The sequence below is a fragment of the Actinomycetospora corticicola genome (genome assembly GCF_013409505.1).
GTDB lineage: Bacteria > Actinomycetota > Actinomycetes > Mycobacteriales > Pseudonocardiaceae > Actinomycetospora > Actinomycetospora corticicola.
In genome coordinates, this window is the sequence record NZ_JACCBN010000001.1 from 3,562,424 (window position 1) to 3,577,939 (window position 15,516).

Here is a 15,516-nt window from a genome sequence, read left to right on the forward strand (position 1 = left end):
GCACCCGACGTCACACCGGGGAGCCGCGCGTCACCGCAACCCGCGGGCCCGCCGTGCGTCTTCCCCTCTGGTGCTGCGTGCGGTACCGGGCACCCGACGGGGTCCCGACACCGCCTCGCTACCGTGGTCCGAGCCCGAACGGGTTCCCGATCGGGCCGGCCCTGGCCCCCGACAGGACGGAAGACGAGATCTTGCCCGGAAGAGCACTCATCCTCGTCGAGAACCTCTCGGTGCCGTTCGACCGTCGCGTCTGGCAGGAGGCCACGACGCTGCGCGACCACGGCTGGGACGTCGAGGTGATCTGCCCGAGGGGCACCGCGCGCGACACCGAGCGCGAGGCGACCGTCGACGGCGTCCGCATCCACCGCTACCCGCTGCAGGCGGCATCCGGCGGCCCGCAGGGCTACCTCAAGGAGTACTCGGCTGCCCTGTTCCACTCGGTGCGGCTGGCCCGGGCGGTCCATCGGCGCGCCCCGGTCGACGTCGTGCACCTGTGCAACCCGCCGGACCTGCTGTTCGTGGTCGCGCTCGTGCTCAAGGTGCTGAGCGGCGGCCGCACGAAGGTCGTCTTCGACCAGCACGACCTCGTGCCCGAGCTCTACCTCTCCCGCTTCCGCCCGAAGCGCGACGCGCTCTACTGGGCCCTGCGGCTCACCGAGTTCCTCACCTACCGCACCGCCGACGTGGTGATCTCCACCAACGAGAGCTACCGCTCCAAGGCCGTCGGCCGCGGGCGGGTGCGGGGCGACCGGGCGTTCACGGTGCGCAGCGCGCCCGCGCTCGACCGGTTCAAGCAGGTCCCGCCGGAGCCCGAGCTCGCCCGCGGCAAGGAGCACCTGCTGGTCTACCTCGGCGTGATGGGCCCGCAGGACGGCGTGGACTACGCGGTCCGCGCCCTCGCCCGCCTCGGGGAGCGCCGGGACGACTGGCACGCCGCGTTCCTCGGCGGCGGTGACGCCTTCGACGACGTCGTCGACCTCGCCCACCGCCTCGGGCTCGACGACCGGGTCACCTTCACCGGCATGGCCGACACCCCCGACGTGCAGCGCTACCTCTCGACCGCGTGCCTCGGCCTCGCCCCGGACCCGCTCAACCCGCTCAGCGACCTGTCCACCATGAACAAGATCATGGAGTACATGGCGATGGGCCTGCCCATGGTGTCGTTCGACCTCACCGAGGGCCGCGTCTCCGCCGGCGACGCCGCGCTCTACGCCCGTCCGAACGACGTGGACGAGTACGCGTCGCTGGTCTCCGACCTGCTCGACGACCCCGTCCGTCGCAAGCAGATGGGCGAGGTCGGCCGCGCACGCGTCGCCGGCGCGCTCTCCTGGTCGCACTCCCAGTCCTCCCTGCTCGCCGCGTACGCGACGGTGGACCCGGCCCGCCGGTGACGGCGCCGGTGCCTTCCCGACGACGGGTCGCGGGTCCGCTCCGCGGCGGGCGCGGCCGGTCCGGCTCCGCTCCGCTCCGCGTCCTGGTCGTCGGCCAGGCCGAGGGGACCCCCGGCGGGATCTCCTCGGTCCAGCGGCTGCACGTGCGCTTCCTCGACGCCCGCGAGGACGTCGCGGTCCGGGTGGTCACCACCTACGACGAGGTCGGTGCCGCACGGCGGCTGTGGCTGATGACGACCGGGATCGCGCGCGCCGTCGCCCTCGTCCTGGGCGGCCGCGTCGACGTGGTGCACCTGCACGTCGCCAAGGGACTCTCGGCGCTGCGCAAGGGTCTGATCGTCACGGTGGCGCGCCTGCGCGGCGTCCCGACGGTGCTGCACACCCACGCCGGCGCCTTCGCGGAGTGGTTCGACGGCCTGCCCGCGCCGCTGCGCCCCGTCGTCGCGTGGCTGCTGCGCGCCGACCGCGTGATCGTCCTCGCCGACGGTGCCCGCGAGACCTACACGAGCCGCCTCGGGCTCGCGGCCGAGCGCGTCCCCGTCGTCGCGAACCCGGTGGAGTGGCCGGCGGAGCTCCCGCCGCGCGACCCGCACGCGAGCCGCGTGCGCGGGGTCTTCCTGGGGCGCCTGATCGACCGCAAGGGCGTCTTCGACCTCATCGACGCGATCGCCTCGCTGCACGCCGAGCACCGCGCTCGCCTGCACGTGACCCTCGCCGGGCACGGCGACGTCGACGCGGTGCACGCGGCCGTGGCCGCGGCCGGGCTCGCGGGCAGCGTCGACGTCCGCAGCTGGATCGGACCCGAGGAGCGCGACGCGCTGCTGCGCGAGGCCGAGCTCCTCCTGCTCCCCAGCTGGTGGGAGGGCCTGCCGATGTCGGTCCTCGAGGGGATGGCGTGGGGGCTGTGCCCCGTCGTCACCCCGGTCGGTGGCCTCGCCACCCTCGTTCGCGACGGCGACAACGGTGTCGTCGTCCCGGTGCACGACCCCGCGGCGCTCGGCGCCGCCCTGGACAAGCTGCTCTCCGACGACGACGTCCGGGTCCAGCTGGGGGCCCGGGCCCGCGAGAGCGTCGCACCGTTCGGCGCCGACGCCTGGGCGGACCGCCTCGTGGCCCTGTACCGCGAGCTCCTCGTCCCCGATCAGCTCCCCGACCGGCACGGAAGGAAGTCCCACCATGGCTGACCGCAGCGAGCACGGCACCGTGCTCACCTACGACCCGATCGAGTTCCCGTTCTCGACCGTCGTCGCCAAGATCCTGGACACGCCCGACCTGGAGAAGATCCACGAGCTGGGCCGCCGGGCGGACGTGGACAACCACGACCAGGACTCCGACGACCACTCGATCTTCTACCGCGAGTACGACCAGGTGCGGGACCTCTACGACCGCTTCCTCGTCGAGTGGATCCTGCCGCAGTACGGCGAGGACCTCGCCGTACAGCGCGTGCCCACCTTCCGGGTGCACCGCCCGGGCAGCGTGGCGGTGTCCGAGTTCCACAAGGACTCCGACTACAACCACCAGCCGGCCACCCTGAACTACTGGCTGCCGCTGACCCGCGCCTACGGCACCAACTCGATGTGGATCGAGGACGCCCCGGGCAGCGACACCTACTCCCCCGCCGTCGTCGAGCCCGGCGAGGTGTTCCGGTTCGACGCCGTGAACAACCGCCACGGCAACTACGCGAACGACACCGACACCTCGCGCGTGAGCTTCGACTTCCGCGCGATCCCGCTGCGGCTGTTCGTCGACGAGGGCAAGTCCACGGTGAACGCCAAGCGCCGCATGGACCTCACGGGCTACTACCGCAAGCTCAGCGCCGACGGGACGCTGGGCGAGTAGGTGGCCTTCGGCCAGGTGAGCACTAAGTGGGGCTATAGCACCCCTTAGTGCTCACCTGCGCGGAGCGCACATCTCCGAGATCCCCCGCGTCGCCCGCCACCCCAGCACCGTCGCGATGCGGGACGCGTCCGCCACCACGCGGGCCGGGTCGCCCGGCCGACGCCCGACGATCTCGTAGGGCACCGCCCGCCCGCGTGCCGCCGACACCGCGGTGATCACCTCGAGCACGCTCGTGCCCTCGTTGCGACCCACGTTGAGCGCCCCGGGCGACCGGCCCTCGAGCAGCGCCTCCGCGGCCGCGACGTGGGCCTCGGCGAGGTCGGAGACGTGCACGTAGTCGCGCAGGCAGGTGCCGTCCGGCGTGGGCCAGTCGTCGCCGAACACCTTCACCGGCTCCCCCGTGGCGGCCGCCCGCTCCACCAGCGGCAGCAGGTTGGTCGCGCCCCGGTCGGCCAGCGTCGCGGACGCCGTGCCCGCCACGTTGAAGTAGCGCAGCGCGGTCCACCCCAGGCCCTCGGCCTCGGCGTGCCGGCGCACCGCCCACTCCCCCGCGAGCTTCGTCTCGCCGTAGGGGCTCGTCGGCAGGGTGGGGTGCTCCTCGGTGACGGGCTCGGCCGAGGTCTCGCCGTACACCGCCGCGCTCGAGGAGTACAGGAACCGCCCGATCCCCGCGGCCGTCGCGGCGCGCAGGATCGCCACCGTGCCGCCGACGTTGTGCTCGTAGTAGGTGAGCGGGACCGCGACCGACTCCGGCACCGACTTCTTCGCCGCGAGGTGCACCACCCCGGCCACGTCCCGACGACGGGTGAGGTCGGCCAGGACCTCCCCCAGCCCGGGGTCGAGCAGGTCGTGGCGCAGCAGCTCGACGTCGTCGGGCAGGCGCTCGACCAGCCCCGTCGACAGGTCGTCGAGCACCACCGCGTCGTGCCCCGCGGCCCGCAGGGCCCGCAGCACGTGGGACCCGATGTAGCCGGCACCGCCGGTCAGCAGCCAGGTCGAGTTCCGGACGTCCATCGGGAGGTCACCCTAGTCAGCGACGGGCGCCGTCCCCGCCGAGGGGACCGCCGCCCGGGGGCGGTCCGGAGGCCCACGAGTAGCATTCGGACCGATGAGCACCCGGTCCACGGCGATCGCCCGAGGCGTCGCGATCCAGGTGCTCGCCAAGTTCTCGGCGCTGCCGCTGTCGATGGTCACCCTCGGCATCGCCACCCGCTACCTCGGCGAGGGCGGGTACGGCGTCCTCGCCGCGGCGGTCGTCTTCGCGCAGACCTTCGAGGCCTTCACCGAGCTCGGCCTGGGCACCATCATCGTGCGCCGCGTGGCGGGCCTCGGCGGGAACCTCGAGCGCCTCGTCGGGATGAACATCTCCTTCTCGACGGTGTACGCGCTCCCGTTGGCGATCATCGCCGCGATCGCGGGCATCGGCGTCTACTGGGGCGACTACGAGCAGCAGGCCGCGGTCTGCGTCCTGGCCGTCGGACTGATCTTCACGACGGTCTCGTCCTGCTACGAACCGGTCTTCGACGTCAAGGTCCGGTACTCCTCCGCCGCGTCGGCGGAGTTCTTCTCCCGGGTGCTGACCCTCTCGGCGGCCGCCTCCGTCGCCTACTTCGACTGGGGTCTGCTCGCCATGTGCGCGGTGCAGATCATCCCCCAGGCGCTGCGTCTGGTGATCCAGTGGTGGGGCGCGCGCCGGCTGACCCAGCTGAGCTGGGTGGTCGACTGGCCCGAGATGTGGAAGCTGCTCAAGGAGGCCTTCCCGCTCACCGTCATCTCGATCATCGCGGTGCTCTACTGGCGCGCGGACGGCCTGCTGCTGTCGATCCTCGGCACGTCCGAACAGATCGGTGGGTACTACGCCGCCCTGCAGATCGCGTTCACGCTCACGCTGATCTCGCAGGTGTTCGAGCGCTCCGTGCTCTCGACGATCAACGAGACCTACAACTCCGATCGGGCCCGCTTCGCCCGCGCCGTCGACCAGGGCTACCGGTTCCTGCTGCTCATGGGTTTCCCGATCGCGGTGATCGGGTGGCCGCTGGCGCAGCGGATGGCCGACCTCGTGGGCGGCTCGAACGGCGTCGGCGCGTTCGCCGGTCCGCCCCTGCAGTTCTTCTTCATCGCCGTGGCCATGACGTTCCTGTCGGCGATCGTCTCCGACGGGCTCATCGCCGCCCACGAGCAGCGCTACCTGACGACGATGTCGACGATCAACCTGGTCATCAACATCGTCGGCAACATCATCCTCATCCCGCACCTCGGCGCCGTGGCGTGCGGGATCATGCTGATCGTCACCGAGACGATCGGGGTGCTCGCCTCGCAGTGGCGGCTGCGCCGCCACGGCGTGCACCCGCTGCCGTTCGCCTACCTGGCCCGGCTCGTCCCCGCCGGCCTGCTCGCCCTCGGCGCGATCTATCTGACCTACGACCTGCCGCTGCTCATCCCGCTCGCGGCGGGCGGCATCGCCTACTTCGGCGGCGCGCTGCTCGTCGGGGCGATCCCGCCCGCGATGCGCAACGCCCTGCTCGGCGCGCTGCGCCCGAAGAGCCTCGACCGCATGGAGGCCGAGGCCGCGGCGGAGAACGCCGACGACGGCATCGGCGCCGCGCCCTCCGCGCCGACGGTCGAGCCGCGGATCGACCCGGCCGGCGTGGGCCTGGACGCGGCGACCACCGTGCTGCCCGGCATGTCGCGGGTGCCCGAGGGTCGCAGCGCCCTCGACGCCGAGACCGCCCAGATGCGCCCGACGGTCGCCGCCGGCACCCGCAGCGTCCCCCGCCGGGACCTCGCCGACATCACCGACGTGCCCACCATGGAGCTCGACATGGCGGCGCTGCAGACGATCCGCATGCGTCAGCAGGGCAAGTTCGTCGAGATGCGCGTCATCCGGAAGGGCTGACCGGGGCGGGGGCGGGGTCACTCCCGGTGTCGTGCCACGATCGCCGTGTCCGGTTCGGGGAGTGGACGGCGAAGGAGTCATCGGGTCGTGTCGGGTCGTGAGCTGGCGGTCCTGATCGTGTCGTACCGGCGGGCCGACCTGCTGGACCGGGCGCTGCGCAGCGTCGAGAAGCACCTCCCGGACGCGCCGGTGTACGTGTGGGACAACGCGTCGTCGGGCTCGGACGAGGTCCGCGCGCTGGCGGGGACCTGGCCGCAGGTGCACTGGACCTTCTCGGCGTCCAACCTCGGCTACATCGCGGCGATGAACCGGCTCGCGGCGCAGTGCCCGGACGCCGACATGCTGCACCTCAATCCCGACGCCGAGCTCATCGGTCCGCTGACCGCGGCCCGGGCGGCCCTCGCGGAGCCGCGCGTCGCCGCCGTCTCCCCGACCGTGCTCGACCCCGAGGGCCGCGAGCGCCCCTGGGATGTCGCGCACCGCGAGCAGAGCGTGCTGCGGAACCTGCTCAACGCCGCCGGCTACGCGAAGCGGCTCCGGGAGCACCCGCGCCTGGCCGGGCTCTCGGACCTCTACCCCGAGACGCCGCACGACGTCGACGGCTACATGGCGGGCTGCTGCCTGCTCCTGTCCCGCGACGCGTGGAACGCCCTGGGACCCTTCGACGAGCGCTTCTTCGTCTACGGCGAGGACGCCACCTGGCAGCCCGCGGCCCGCCGCGCGGGATGGACGCTCAAGCTGGTCGACGACGACGGGCCGCAGGTGCGGCACGCCGCGGCGGGCACCCAGACCGGCGACCCGCTCGCCTCGCAGCGTGGGGTCGACCTGCTGCGGGCCGCCCAGGTGATGGCGCTCGGCAACGCGGGCAACCGCGGGCCGGGCACGGTCTTCTCGCTGGGCACCGCGGTGCTCGACCGCGTGCAGCGCTCCAAGCGCACCGACCGCCGTCGTCGCCGGATCGCCCTGACCGAGCGCGCGGCCGGGCGGCCCGGCGTCGTGGTGACGACGAACGACCTCGACCTCGGCGGGGCCGAGCGGCAGCGGGTGCTGCTGGCCAACGCGCTCGCGGCACGCGGCCACCCGGTGACGATGGTGTGCCTGCAGGGCCTCGGGCTCTACACCGCCGAGCTCGACCCGCGGGTGCGGCTCGCGTTCGTCCCGTGGTGGCAGCCGACGGTGGAGGTCGCGGGCGACGAGGCCGTCGTCGTCGGCGGGGTCACCAACACCGAGGTCGCCTTCGCCCGGGCATGGCGGGCGCTCGGGCGCGTGTCCGGGCAGGAGCGGCGCTGGATGCCCGCGACGCACGACCCGGCGCGGCTCGACCGGGCCACCTACTCCGACACGCTCGCGAGCAGCCTGCGCACCGCCGACGGGCTGCTGGTGCTCTCCGCGCAGCACCACGTCGACCTGACCCGACACCAGGCGCTCACCGACGTCGTCATGGCCGCCCCGAACGGCATCCCGACCGCCGACCCGCTGCCGTTCCGCGCGACCGGCACCGCGCCGGTCCGGTTCGCCATGCTGACCCGGGTCGTCGAGTACAAGAACCCGCTGCTGCTCATCGAGGCGCTCGCCGCCACCGGGCGTGACGACTGGACGCTCGACGTCTTCGGCGACGGCCCGGACAAGGCCCGGCTCGAGGCGCGGACGCCCGCGGCGCTGCGCGACCGGGTGCGCTGGCGCGGGGCGGTGTCCGGCCCGGACGCGGCGTTCGCCGAGACCGACGTGCTCTGCGTCCCCAGCGACTTCGAGGCGTTCCCGCTGGTGATGGTGGAGGCGATGACCCGGGGCGTGCCGGTGATGGCCTCGGCCAGCGGCACGGTGCCGGAGATGCTCGACGACGGCGCCGCCGGAGTCGTGGTCGCCCCGGCGACCGTCCAGGCCTGGACCGCGGCGCTGATGACCGCGCTGGCGGACCGCGACCGGCTCGCCGCCCTCGGCGCGGCCGGGCGGGAGCGGGCGCTCGCGCGCTACACCGACGCCGCGATGGCCGACGCCTACCAGCGGGCGTTCGCCCGGCTGTTCGGCCGGCCGGTCCCCGGTGGCCCGACCGAGCCGGCGGAGCTGCTGTGAAGGTCCTCTGGCTGTCCCCCTGGCTGCGCACGCTCACGCGCGTGCAGGTCGACGCCCTCACCACGGCCGGGCACGAGTGCCTGGTGGTGACCACCGACCAGCACTACGAGAAGGTCGCCGCGCGGTCCGACGAGCGGGTCCTCGACCCGGCGATCAAGGACCCGCGCACGCTCCCCGCCCTCGCGCGGGTGACGGCGGAGGCCCGCCGGTTCGGGCCCGACGTCGTGGTCTCCGAGCTCATGCACGACCCCCGGTGGCTGCCGATGACCCGGCTCGCGCCGCTGGTGCAGGTGGTCCACGACGACCGCCCCCACGACGCGACCGAGGAACGGCCCTGGCACCAGCGCGCGGTGCTCGACCACCAGACCCGCTCGGCGGCGGCCGTCGTCGCGCCGAGCGCGCACGTGGCGGCGGTGCTGTCGGCGCGGTTCGGGCGCCGGATCGACGTGGTGCCGGTGACCTCCGACGTCCCCGAGGCGGCGCTGCCCCCCGTGCCCGTGCCTGCCTCGGAGCGGCGGGACTTCGTGCTGCTCGGTCGGATGTCCCCGTACAAGAACGTCGAGGTGGCGCTGCGGGCGTGGGCGGCGCACACCGCGTCCCCGGCCCACCGGGGCGACCGGCTGCTGCTGCTCGGGAACGGTCCGCTGTCCGAGCTCGACCTGCCGGAGCACGTCGAATGGCGGCGTGAGCACTTCTCCTACGCCGACGTCCTGCCCGACCTGGCGCGCGCCAAGGGGTCCCTCGCGCACTACCGGCTCGCGACCCAGAGCGGCGTCCAGGTGCTCTCGATGCAACTGGGCGTCCCGACGATCGTCTCCGACTCCGGAGGCCTCCCCGAGTTCGCCCCGCCGTCGCTGCCGCCGCTGCCGATCGACGACGTCGCCGGTCTGACCGCCGTGTTCGGTCGCCTCGCCGACCCCGCCGTGGCCGCCGAGGTCGGCGCGGCCGCCCGCGCCCACTACCTGGCGCACTTCTCCGCCGACCGTGCCGCCGAGGGGTGGGCGACCGTGTTCGCCCGGGTGTCGGCGGCCGCCGGTTCCGAGCGAAGGGCCCCCTCGGTCGGGTAGGCGGGCCGTGGGCGCCCGGCGCCATGGGTGCCGCCCACGCCGAGGTTCACACCAGGCAGCCGCGCGGGCCCTCCGACCTGCCCCACGTCACCCTCGCGCCCGTGAACGACGACGGCCCGGCGCCGGAGCGGGAACTCCAGGGCCGGGCCGTCGGTCGGACCAGATCAGTCGCGCGAACCCCCGCGATCGGCGTCGCCGGAGGTGGTCGACGCGACGCGGTTCGGCGTCGCGTCGGGCCGGGGCCGGGGCCGGGGCGTGGGGCTCGGACCACCCTTGCGCCGCATGTCGACGGCCACGGTGTCGGCGTCGAGCCCGCCCGAGCGGGCCGGGGTGTGCCCACCGGGTGCCACGCTCGGGGCCGGCGACGGCGAGGACGTCGACGACGGGCTCTTCGGCTTGATCGACACCGGCTTGCCGGGCGCGGGCCGTCGAGGCGTGGGCGAGGACGATGAGGACGACGACGGCGAGGTGCCGACCGTCGTCGTCGGGGCGTCCGCCTCCGGGGCACTGGGCTTCGGCGCGGATCCCGAGCCGTTCGCGGCCGGAGCGGGCTTCGGACCCGACCCTGCCGCGGCGGCGCCGGCCTGCCCGTTCACGGCACTCCCGTTGGCCGCCGGCGCGGGCTTCGGCGCCGCACCGCCGCCCGGACCGGAGGACCCCTTCGCGCCGGCGGGAGCAGGGCTCCCCGAGGACGGTGCGGCACCGCTCTTCGCGGCGCCGGGGTTCTGGGCCGGACCCGGGGTCGGGCCGCCCTGCTTCGGCGCAGCCTGCGGAGGACCGGACTGCGGCGTCTGGCCCCGGGCGCCGTTCTGCTGCTGCCCCTGCGGGGCATTCTGCTGACCGCCCTGCGGCGCCTGACCCTTCGCGCCGTTCTGCTGCTGGCTCTGCGGGGTGCCCTGCTGCTGACCGCCCTGGGGCGCCTGCCCCTTGGCCCCGTTCTGCTGCTGGCCACCCTGCGGGGCGTTCTGCTGGCCACCCTGCGGCGCCTGGCTCTTCGCGCCGTTCTGCTGCTGGCCCTTCGGGCCGTTCTGCTGAGCGGCCGGCGACGGCTTCGGCCCTGCGCCGTTCGGCCCGGGGGTCGCACCGGGCTTCGGCGCACCGGGACCGGACGGTGTCTGACCACCGCGGCCGGCCTGACCGTTGGCGCCGTTGGCGGGCCCGGCGTTCTTGGCACCGCCGCCCGCGGACCCGGCCGCCGCACCCGCTGCCGTGGCACCGCCGGGCGAGGGCTTGGACGGCGAGGGCTTCGACGGTGACTGCGGACCGGGACCCGGCCCGGGGCGCCCGTTCTGGCCGGACTGCGCCGAACCGTTCTGCTGCGCGGGGCCGGAGGGCGACGGACCACCCGCGGAGGGCTTCTGTCCGGGACCGGCCGAGGGCTTCGAGGGCGACTGCGGACCGGAGCCCGGGGAACCACCGGGACCGGACGACGACGCGGCCTTCGCCGCCGCCGCACCGGCGGCAGCCCCCGCGGCACCGGCGGCGACGGCACCGGCCTTGCCGGGACCGCTGCCCTCACCCGTGCCGGAGGACCCGGCCCCGGAGGACCCGGCCGAGGTGCCCGAGGTCCCGCCGGACGAGCTGCCCGACGGCTTGCCGTCGGCAGCGGCCGCGGCCGGCTTCGCCGCCCCGGCGCCGGCACCGGACTCGCCGCCCTGCACCCGCTGGGTGGCCTCGGACGACCCGGGGCCGGCGCCACGGGCGGCGGCGAGCTGCGCCGCGGAGACCGGGGTGGTCGGGGTCGGGTCGACCGCCGGCTGCGGCGCGGGCGGACCCGACGGTCGCGGCGGCGGGGGCAGGGGCCGACCGGGCGGCGGGTAGTAGCCGGGCGGAGGACCGAGCGCGGGGTTCGCCCCGGTCGGCGGGCCCATCATCGGGGGCCGGGCGCCGTCGGGGTCGCTGGACACCCACGCGAGGACCCGGTTCCCCGTGCGGCGCACGTACTGCGAGCCGTAGAGGACCACGCCGATCAGCACGAGCAGGAGCCCGGCGATCGCGCCGCCCGCCACGCGCAGCACGGAGCTGGACTGGCTCTGCGTCGGGGTGGACGGGTCGCCGGTGACCTGCGTGGTGATGCGTGGCGGCTGACCCGGGGCCGGCGTCTCGAGGACCTCGACGGCCTGGGTGAAGGACTGGGTGACCGCCCGGGCGGACCGGACGGCGTCGTCGGGGGTGGCCCCCTGCACGTCGATCGACAGGACGGTCGTGTCGCTCCCCGCGTTGGCCGTGACCCGCGAGGCGAGGTCCGGCTCGGAGATCCCGAGCTGCTGGGCGGCCGGGCCGAGCACCTGGTCGCTCGTCACGAACTCCGCGTACGTCGACATCCGCTGGTTGACGTACTGGTTCGCGTTGTAGACCTCGTCGGCGTCCCCACCCCCGCCTCCGGAGACGAGGACCTGGGACGCGGAGGTGTACCCCTGCCCCGAGACCCGGAGGTCCACGACGAGACCCACCACGGCACCGAGCACGGCACCGAGCACGAGCACCCACCACGCCTTGCGTAGCGCTGACGTCACGGTCATCGGTGTGCTCACTCCTCCATGGTGCCTGCGGGGACGGCAGGACGTCGGGGGGGACCCGGCGGACGCATCGGTCCGGCGCCCGGCGGACGCATCGGTCCCGCGCCCATCGGGGGCCCGGGCCGGCGCGGTGGGAAGGGCGGCCGGGTCGGCCAGGGCGACCACGTGGCGAACGCCGACAGCGCCGCCATGAGGGTGACCGTGGTGATGATCGCGGGTCGGTCGACGAGCATCGTCTGCAGGCTGGACTGCGCCGCGAGGCACGCCAGGCCCATCCCGACGACCACGACCATCGGGGCGCCGGGCGATCGCCGCCGCCAGGACAGCAGCACCGTCGAGAGGATCCGGGTGCCCGCGAAGGCGTAGGCGAACAGGCCCAGCACCCCCATGTACAGCCAGATCCGCAGGTACTGGTTGTGGATGTACGGGCGCGGGTCGACGTACGGCCGGCTCAGGTCGTTGTTGTACTGCGGCAGCTCCCCGCCGTAGTACTGCCCGACGCCGACCCCGAAGAAGGGCTGGCGCTCGAGCGTGGCGTAGGCGGCGGCGTTCTCGCGCAGCCGGTCGGGGAGGCTGTCCTCGCCGTAGGCCTGCCCGGTGACGACGCTCGTGGCGCGCAGCGCGATGGCCTTCGCCTGCCCACCGGCCAGACCGGTGAGCGCGACGCTGAGCCCGATGGCCCCGACGACGACGAGCACCGCGGCGCGGCGCACCAGGCCCTTGGGGCCGTGCGTCACGGCCGCGACCGCCACGACGAGCAGGATCAGCGGGGCCCAGGTCGAACGGTTGAAGCTCGCGGCCTGGTGCAGCACGCCGATGACGACGAGCCCGATCCACAGCCAGCGCGGCCGGCGCGGCATCAGGGCCGAGAGCAGCAGGATCAGCAGCGGCGCCCACATGTCGAGTGTGGGACCGGAGAGCCGGGCGACGTCGGAGGTGGCCGACCCCGTGATGACCGAGGTGCGCTCGTCCACGAGGAGCCGCGACCACCCGGCCACGGAGGCGACCAGCACGATCGAGCTGCAGACCCCGGCGATCGACAGCATCACCGCGATCAGCTGGTGCGGGCGCCGGGCGAAGGCGAAGTACACCGGGAAGAACGCCGCGACCATGAGCAGGGCGCGGTAGTTGTCGATCATCAGGCTGAACGCCCCGCCGAGCGCCAGCGCGGCGACGGCGCCGACCGTGGCGGCGACCAGGATCGCGATCACCGGCCACGTGAGCACCGGCCGGGGCGAGCGGGCGATCCCCCGGCCGCGCAGCAGCAGCACGAAGGCGAGCACGAGCGAGACCTCGAGCACCGTCGGCGTCACCGGGCCGAGCTTGATCAGGTCGACCTTCTCCGGGAACACGCCGACGCCGGTGAACAGCAGCGCCGCCGAGGACCACCGGGGGTCGGCCTTCTTCCACGTCCACACCGCGGCCGCGAGGACCGGGATCAACGGGAAGATCGCGAGCCCCGTCAGGCCGTAGCCCGCGATCGACAACGCCGCGATCCCCGCCGTCACCTTGCCGACCGGCGAGCGCAGACCGGTGATGATCAGGTCGCGCAGCGCCTCGTGCATCACCGCCTGGTTCAGCTCGACCATGCGCCGGCGGGACCGGATGGTGAACGGGGCGAGGTCGCGCGACCAGCGTCCGGGCCGCAGCAGGGAGCACGCGAGCAGCGACAGGATGAACCCGCCGACCGCGCCGAGGATCGCCCACCAGCGGGCCTCCTCGACGCCGTGGTCGGTGGCGGGCCCGCCAGGGCTCACGACCCGCGCGGTCACCTTGGAGTTCGCCGAGCCGGGGTAGCGCTCGCTGCCGACCACCACGTCGGCGAGGGCCTGCGCCGCGGTGCTCGCGTCCGCCGCGACGGTCGCCTCGTCGTCGGAGGTGACCGTGACCTCGAGGATCTCGGTGGCCGTGAGGTGCTTGGACGAGATGGAGACGGTCGCCGGGTCGAACGGGGTGCTGCCGGGCCGCGCACCGATCTCGGCGGCCCGCCGGGCGACGGCCTCGCTGCTGCCGAGCGTCTCCCAGGTGGTCAGCCGGTCCTGGATGTAGCGCGAGCCCCGGGCGATGTTCTGGTCGGTCTCCATCGTCGAGTTGAAGACCACCTCGGAGGTGCTCTGCCAGCGCCCGACCGAGGCGAACACCCCGACGAAGGTGATCGCGCCCGTGAGCAGCGTCGAGAGCACGACGACGGCGGCGGCGACGCGGAGATGGGGGCTGCTGCGCCGGGGCCGCGTCGGGCCGGGCCGCTGCTGCGGGACCCGGGGCCCGGGCGCGGCGCCCGCTGCCCGGTGGGCCTCGACTGCCGTCATGCCACGCGTCCCATCCCTCGATCGTGTCGGTCCGGCCGTACGGTCCCCGTCACCCGCCCGGCTGAGCCGGACGGCGGCACCGGCCGCTCCCGCCCGGGCAGTCTAGGGCCGACCCCCGACGGCCCACCCACCCGCCGGTGAGCAGGGCCGATCGGGGCAGCCGTCCCGCAAGACGCCGCGCCGCACCCCGCGGTGCTTCGTCGGAGACGTGGGTCACTCAGCTCCGCGGCTCCGCCACGCGGACGGCCGGGTCCACGACGACCCACCGGCCGCCCGCCGCCTCGACCTCCGGGATGCGGTCGCGCATCTCCTCGAGCAGGTCGGTGACGAAGAGGACCACCTCGTCGGGCCGTCGCCCCGCGACGTCCGCCGCGGCCACGATGGGCACCGGCACCCCCGGGAACCGGCGGCCCTGCTTGCCGGGCGACCCGTCGGCGACGGCGGGCAGCAGGTCCGGCCCGATCCGGGCCCGGTTGAGCAGCGGCACGGCCCGCGACGCCGCGGCGTAGCCGAGGACCGAGCGGCCCGCGTCCCGCGCGGCGGTGAGGTGCTCGGCGAGCGCGTCGGCGCTCGCGGCCGTCGCGCCCTCGAGGGTCCCGACGACGGCGGGGTCCAGCACGCCCGCCGCGGTCTCGGCCTCGACGAGCGCCGACACCGACGCCGGGTCGGCCGGGCCGCCCACGCCCCGACGACGCGCGGCGAGCAGCACCGTCCCGCCGTAGAGGTCGAAGCGGAACGCGTGCGTGGCCTCGAACCCGATCTCCTCGAGCATGCGCACCAGCACCGGCGTCGAGTAGTAGGCGAAGTGCCCGTGCCGCAACGCGTTCCACCCGCCGTCGGCGACGATCGCGGCGAGCGTGTGGAACTGCAGCAGCAGCGTCCCGCCGGGCGCCACCGCGGCGGCCCGGCGCCCGAGGCCGGCGGCCTGGTCCGCGTCGTGCATGAGCCCGAAGCAGTCGATCACCAGGTCCGCGCCCACGCCCTCGGGCACCGGGGACAGCCCGACGGCGTCGAGCAGGTCCAGCCACGACCCGCCGTGCGGACTGCCGAACTCGGTCACCGTCGTCCGCGCCGTGCCGTCCGGCGCGTCCAGCAGCCCCGCCGCCCGCACCCGGGACACGGCGTCGCGGGCCTGGTCGACCATCGCCTGCGGTTCGGCGCCCCGCGGCTCCTCGGGGGTGGTCGGGTCCTCGGCGAGGTTCGCCAGGCCGCATCCGGAGCACAGCCACATCCGCAGCGGGTGGACCGGGTCGGGCCCCGGGTCGTCGACGGCCGGGAAGTGGTCGGCCGCGGGCTGGTCGCCGAGGTCGAGCACCAGGGTGCCCTCGGTGGAGCCGCACCAGCGGCAGGTGACGGTGGCGGAGACCTCGCGGGTCACGGGGGGTCCTTCCTGACGGCGGGTCGATGCGTGCTGGGAGGGTG

At 74.7% G+C, this 15,516-nt stretch carries 10 protein-coding genes; 6 read left to right on the forward strand and 4 right to left on the reverse strand.

All coding sequences use genetic code 11. From position 1 onward, the window contains the following. Nucleotides 1–191: 191 nt before the first annotated feature. Genes BJ983_RS17300 through BJ983_RS17310 form a run of 3 tightly spaced genes read left to right on the forward strand, consistent with a single transcriptional unit; the run spans nucleotide 192 to nucleotide 3,230 of the window. Nucleotides 192–1,391: a glycosyltransferase family 4 protein gene (locus BJ983_RS17300; RefSeq protein ID WP_179794931.1), complete on the forward strand. Its 1,200-nt coding sequence runs from the start codon at nucleotides 192–194 to the stop codon at nucleotides 1,389–1,391. Beyond that, nucleotides 1,388–2,575 carry a glycosyltransferase gene (locus BJ983_RS17305; RefSeq protein ID WP_179794932.1) on the forward strand — a complete coding sequence of 396 codons (1,188 nt, stop codon included), beginning with the start codon at nucleotides 1,388–1,390 and terminating at the stop codon, nucleotides 2,573–2,575. Before BJ983_RS17300 ends, BJ983_RS17305 begins: the two co-directional genes overlap by 4 nt. After that, nucleotides 2,568–3,230, forward strand: a complete 663-nt coding sequence (locus BJ983_RS17310; protein WP_179794933.1) for a streptomycin biosynthesis protein StrG — start codon at nucleotides 2,568–2,570, stop codon at nucleotides 3,228–3,230. Before BJ983_RS17305 ends, BJ983_RS17310 begins: the two co-directional genes overlap by 8 nt. A 51-nt stretch (nucleotides 3,231–3,281) precedes the next feature. Here BJ983_RS17310 and galE read toward each other — a convergent pair whose 3' ends face one another. Beyond that, entirely contained in the window at nucleotides 3,282–4,244 is a 963-nt protein-coding gene (galE, locus tag BJ983_RS17315; RefSeq protein WP_179794934.1) for a UDP-glucose 4-epimerase GalE, read from the reverse strand. 94 nt (nucleotides 4,245–4,338) lie between these two features. Between galE and BJ983_RS17320 the strand changes: the two genes are divergently transcribed. The 3 genes from BJ983_RS17320 (at nucleotide 4,339) to BJ983_RS17330 (ending at nucleotide 9,266) form a co-directional block, all read left to right on the forward strand. After that, nucleotides 4,339–6,126 carry a flippase gene (locus BJ983_RS17320; RefSeq protein ID WP_179794935.1) on the forward strand — a complete coding sequence of 596 codons (1,788 nt, stop codon included), beginning with the start codon at nucleotides 4,339–4,341 and terminating at the stop codon, nucleotides 6,124–6,126. An 87-nt stretch (nucleotides 6,127–6,213) separates the two neighbouring features. Continuing rightward, nucleotides 6,214–8,199, forward strand: coding sequence for a glycosyltransferase (locus tag BJ983_RS17325; RefSeq protein ID WP_343054231.1), 1,986 nt, complete (start codon nucleotides 6,214–6,216; stop codon nucleotides 8,197–8,199). Then, nucleotides 8,196–9,266, forward strand: coding sequence for a glycosyltransferase (locus BJ983_RS17330; RefSeq protein ID WP_179794936.1), 1,071 nt, complete (start codon nucleotides 8,196–8,198; stop codon nucleotides 9,264–9,266). Before BJ983_RS17325 ends, BJ983_RS17330 begins: the two co-directional genes overlap by 4 nt. Before the next feature lie 164 nt (nucleotides 9,267–9,430). On the opposite strand, the gene BJ983_RS31735 is transcribed toward BJ983_RS17330, so the two are convergent. The 3 genes from BJ983_RS31735 to BJ983_RS32390 all read right to left on the reverse strand — a co-directional run bounded on the left by BJ983_RS31735 (nucleotide 9,431) and on the right by BJ983_RS32390 (nucleotide 15,472). Beyond that, a complete protein-coding gene (locus BJ983_RS31735; protein ID WP_179794937.1) occupies nucleotides 9,431–11,788 on the reverse strand; it encodes a Wzz/FepE/Etk N-terminal domain-containing protein in 2,358 nt (785 codons plus the stop codon). 8 nt (nucleotides 11,789–11,796) lie between these two features. Then, nucleotides 11,797–14,094: an O-antigen ligase family protein gene (locus BJ983_RS17340; protein WP_179794938.1), complete on the reverse strand. Its 2,298-nt coding sequence runs from the start codon at nucleotides 14,092–14,094 to the stop codon at nucleotides 11,797–11,799. Nucleotides 14,095–14,311: 217 nt separating this feature from the next. Further along, nucleotides 14,312–15,472 carry a methyltransferase domain-containing protein gene (locus tag BJ983_RS32390; protein ID WP_179794939.1) on the reverse strand — a complete coding sequence of 387 codons (1,161 nt, stop codon included), beginning with the start codon at nucleotides 15,470–15,472 and terminating at the stop codon, nucleotides 14,312–14,314. Between the last annotated feature and the right edge of the window lie 44 nt (nucleotides 15,473–15,516).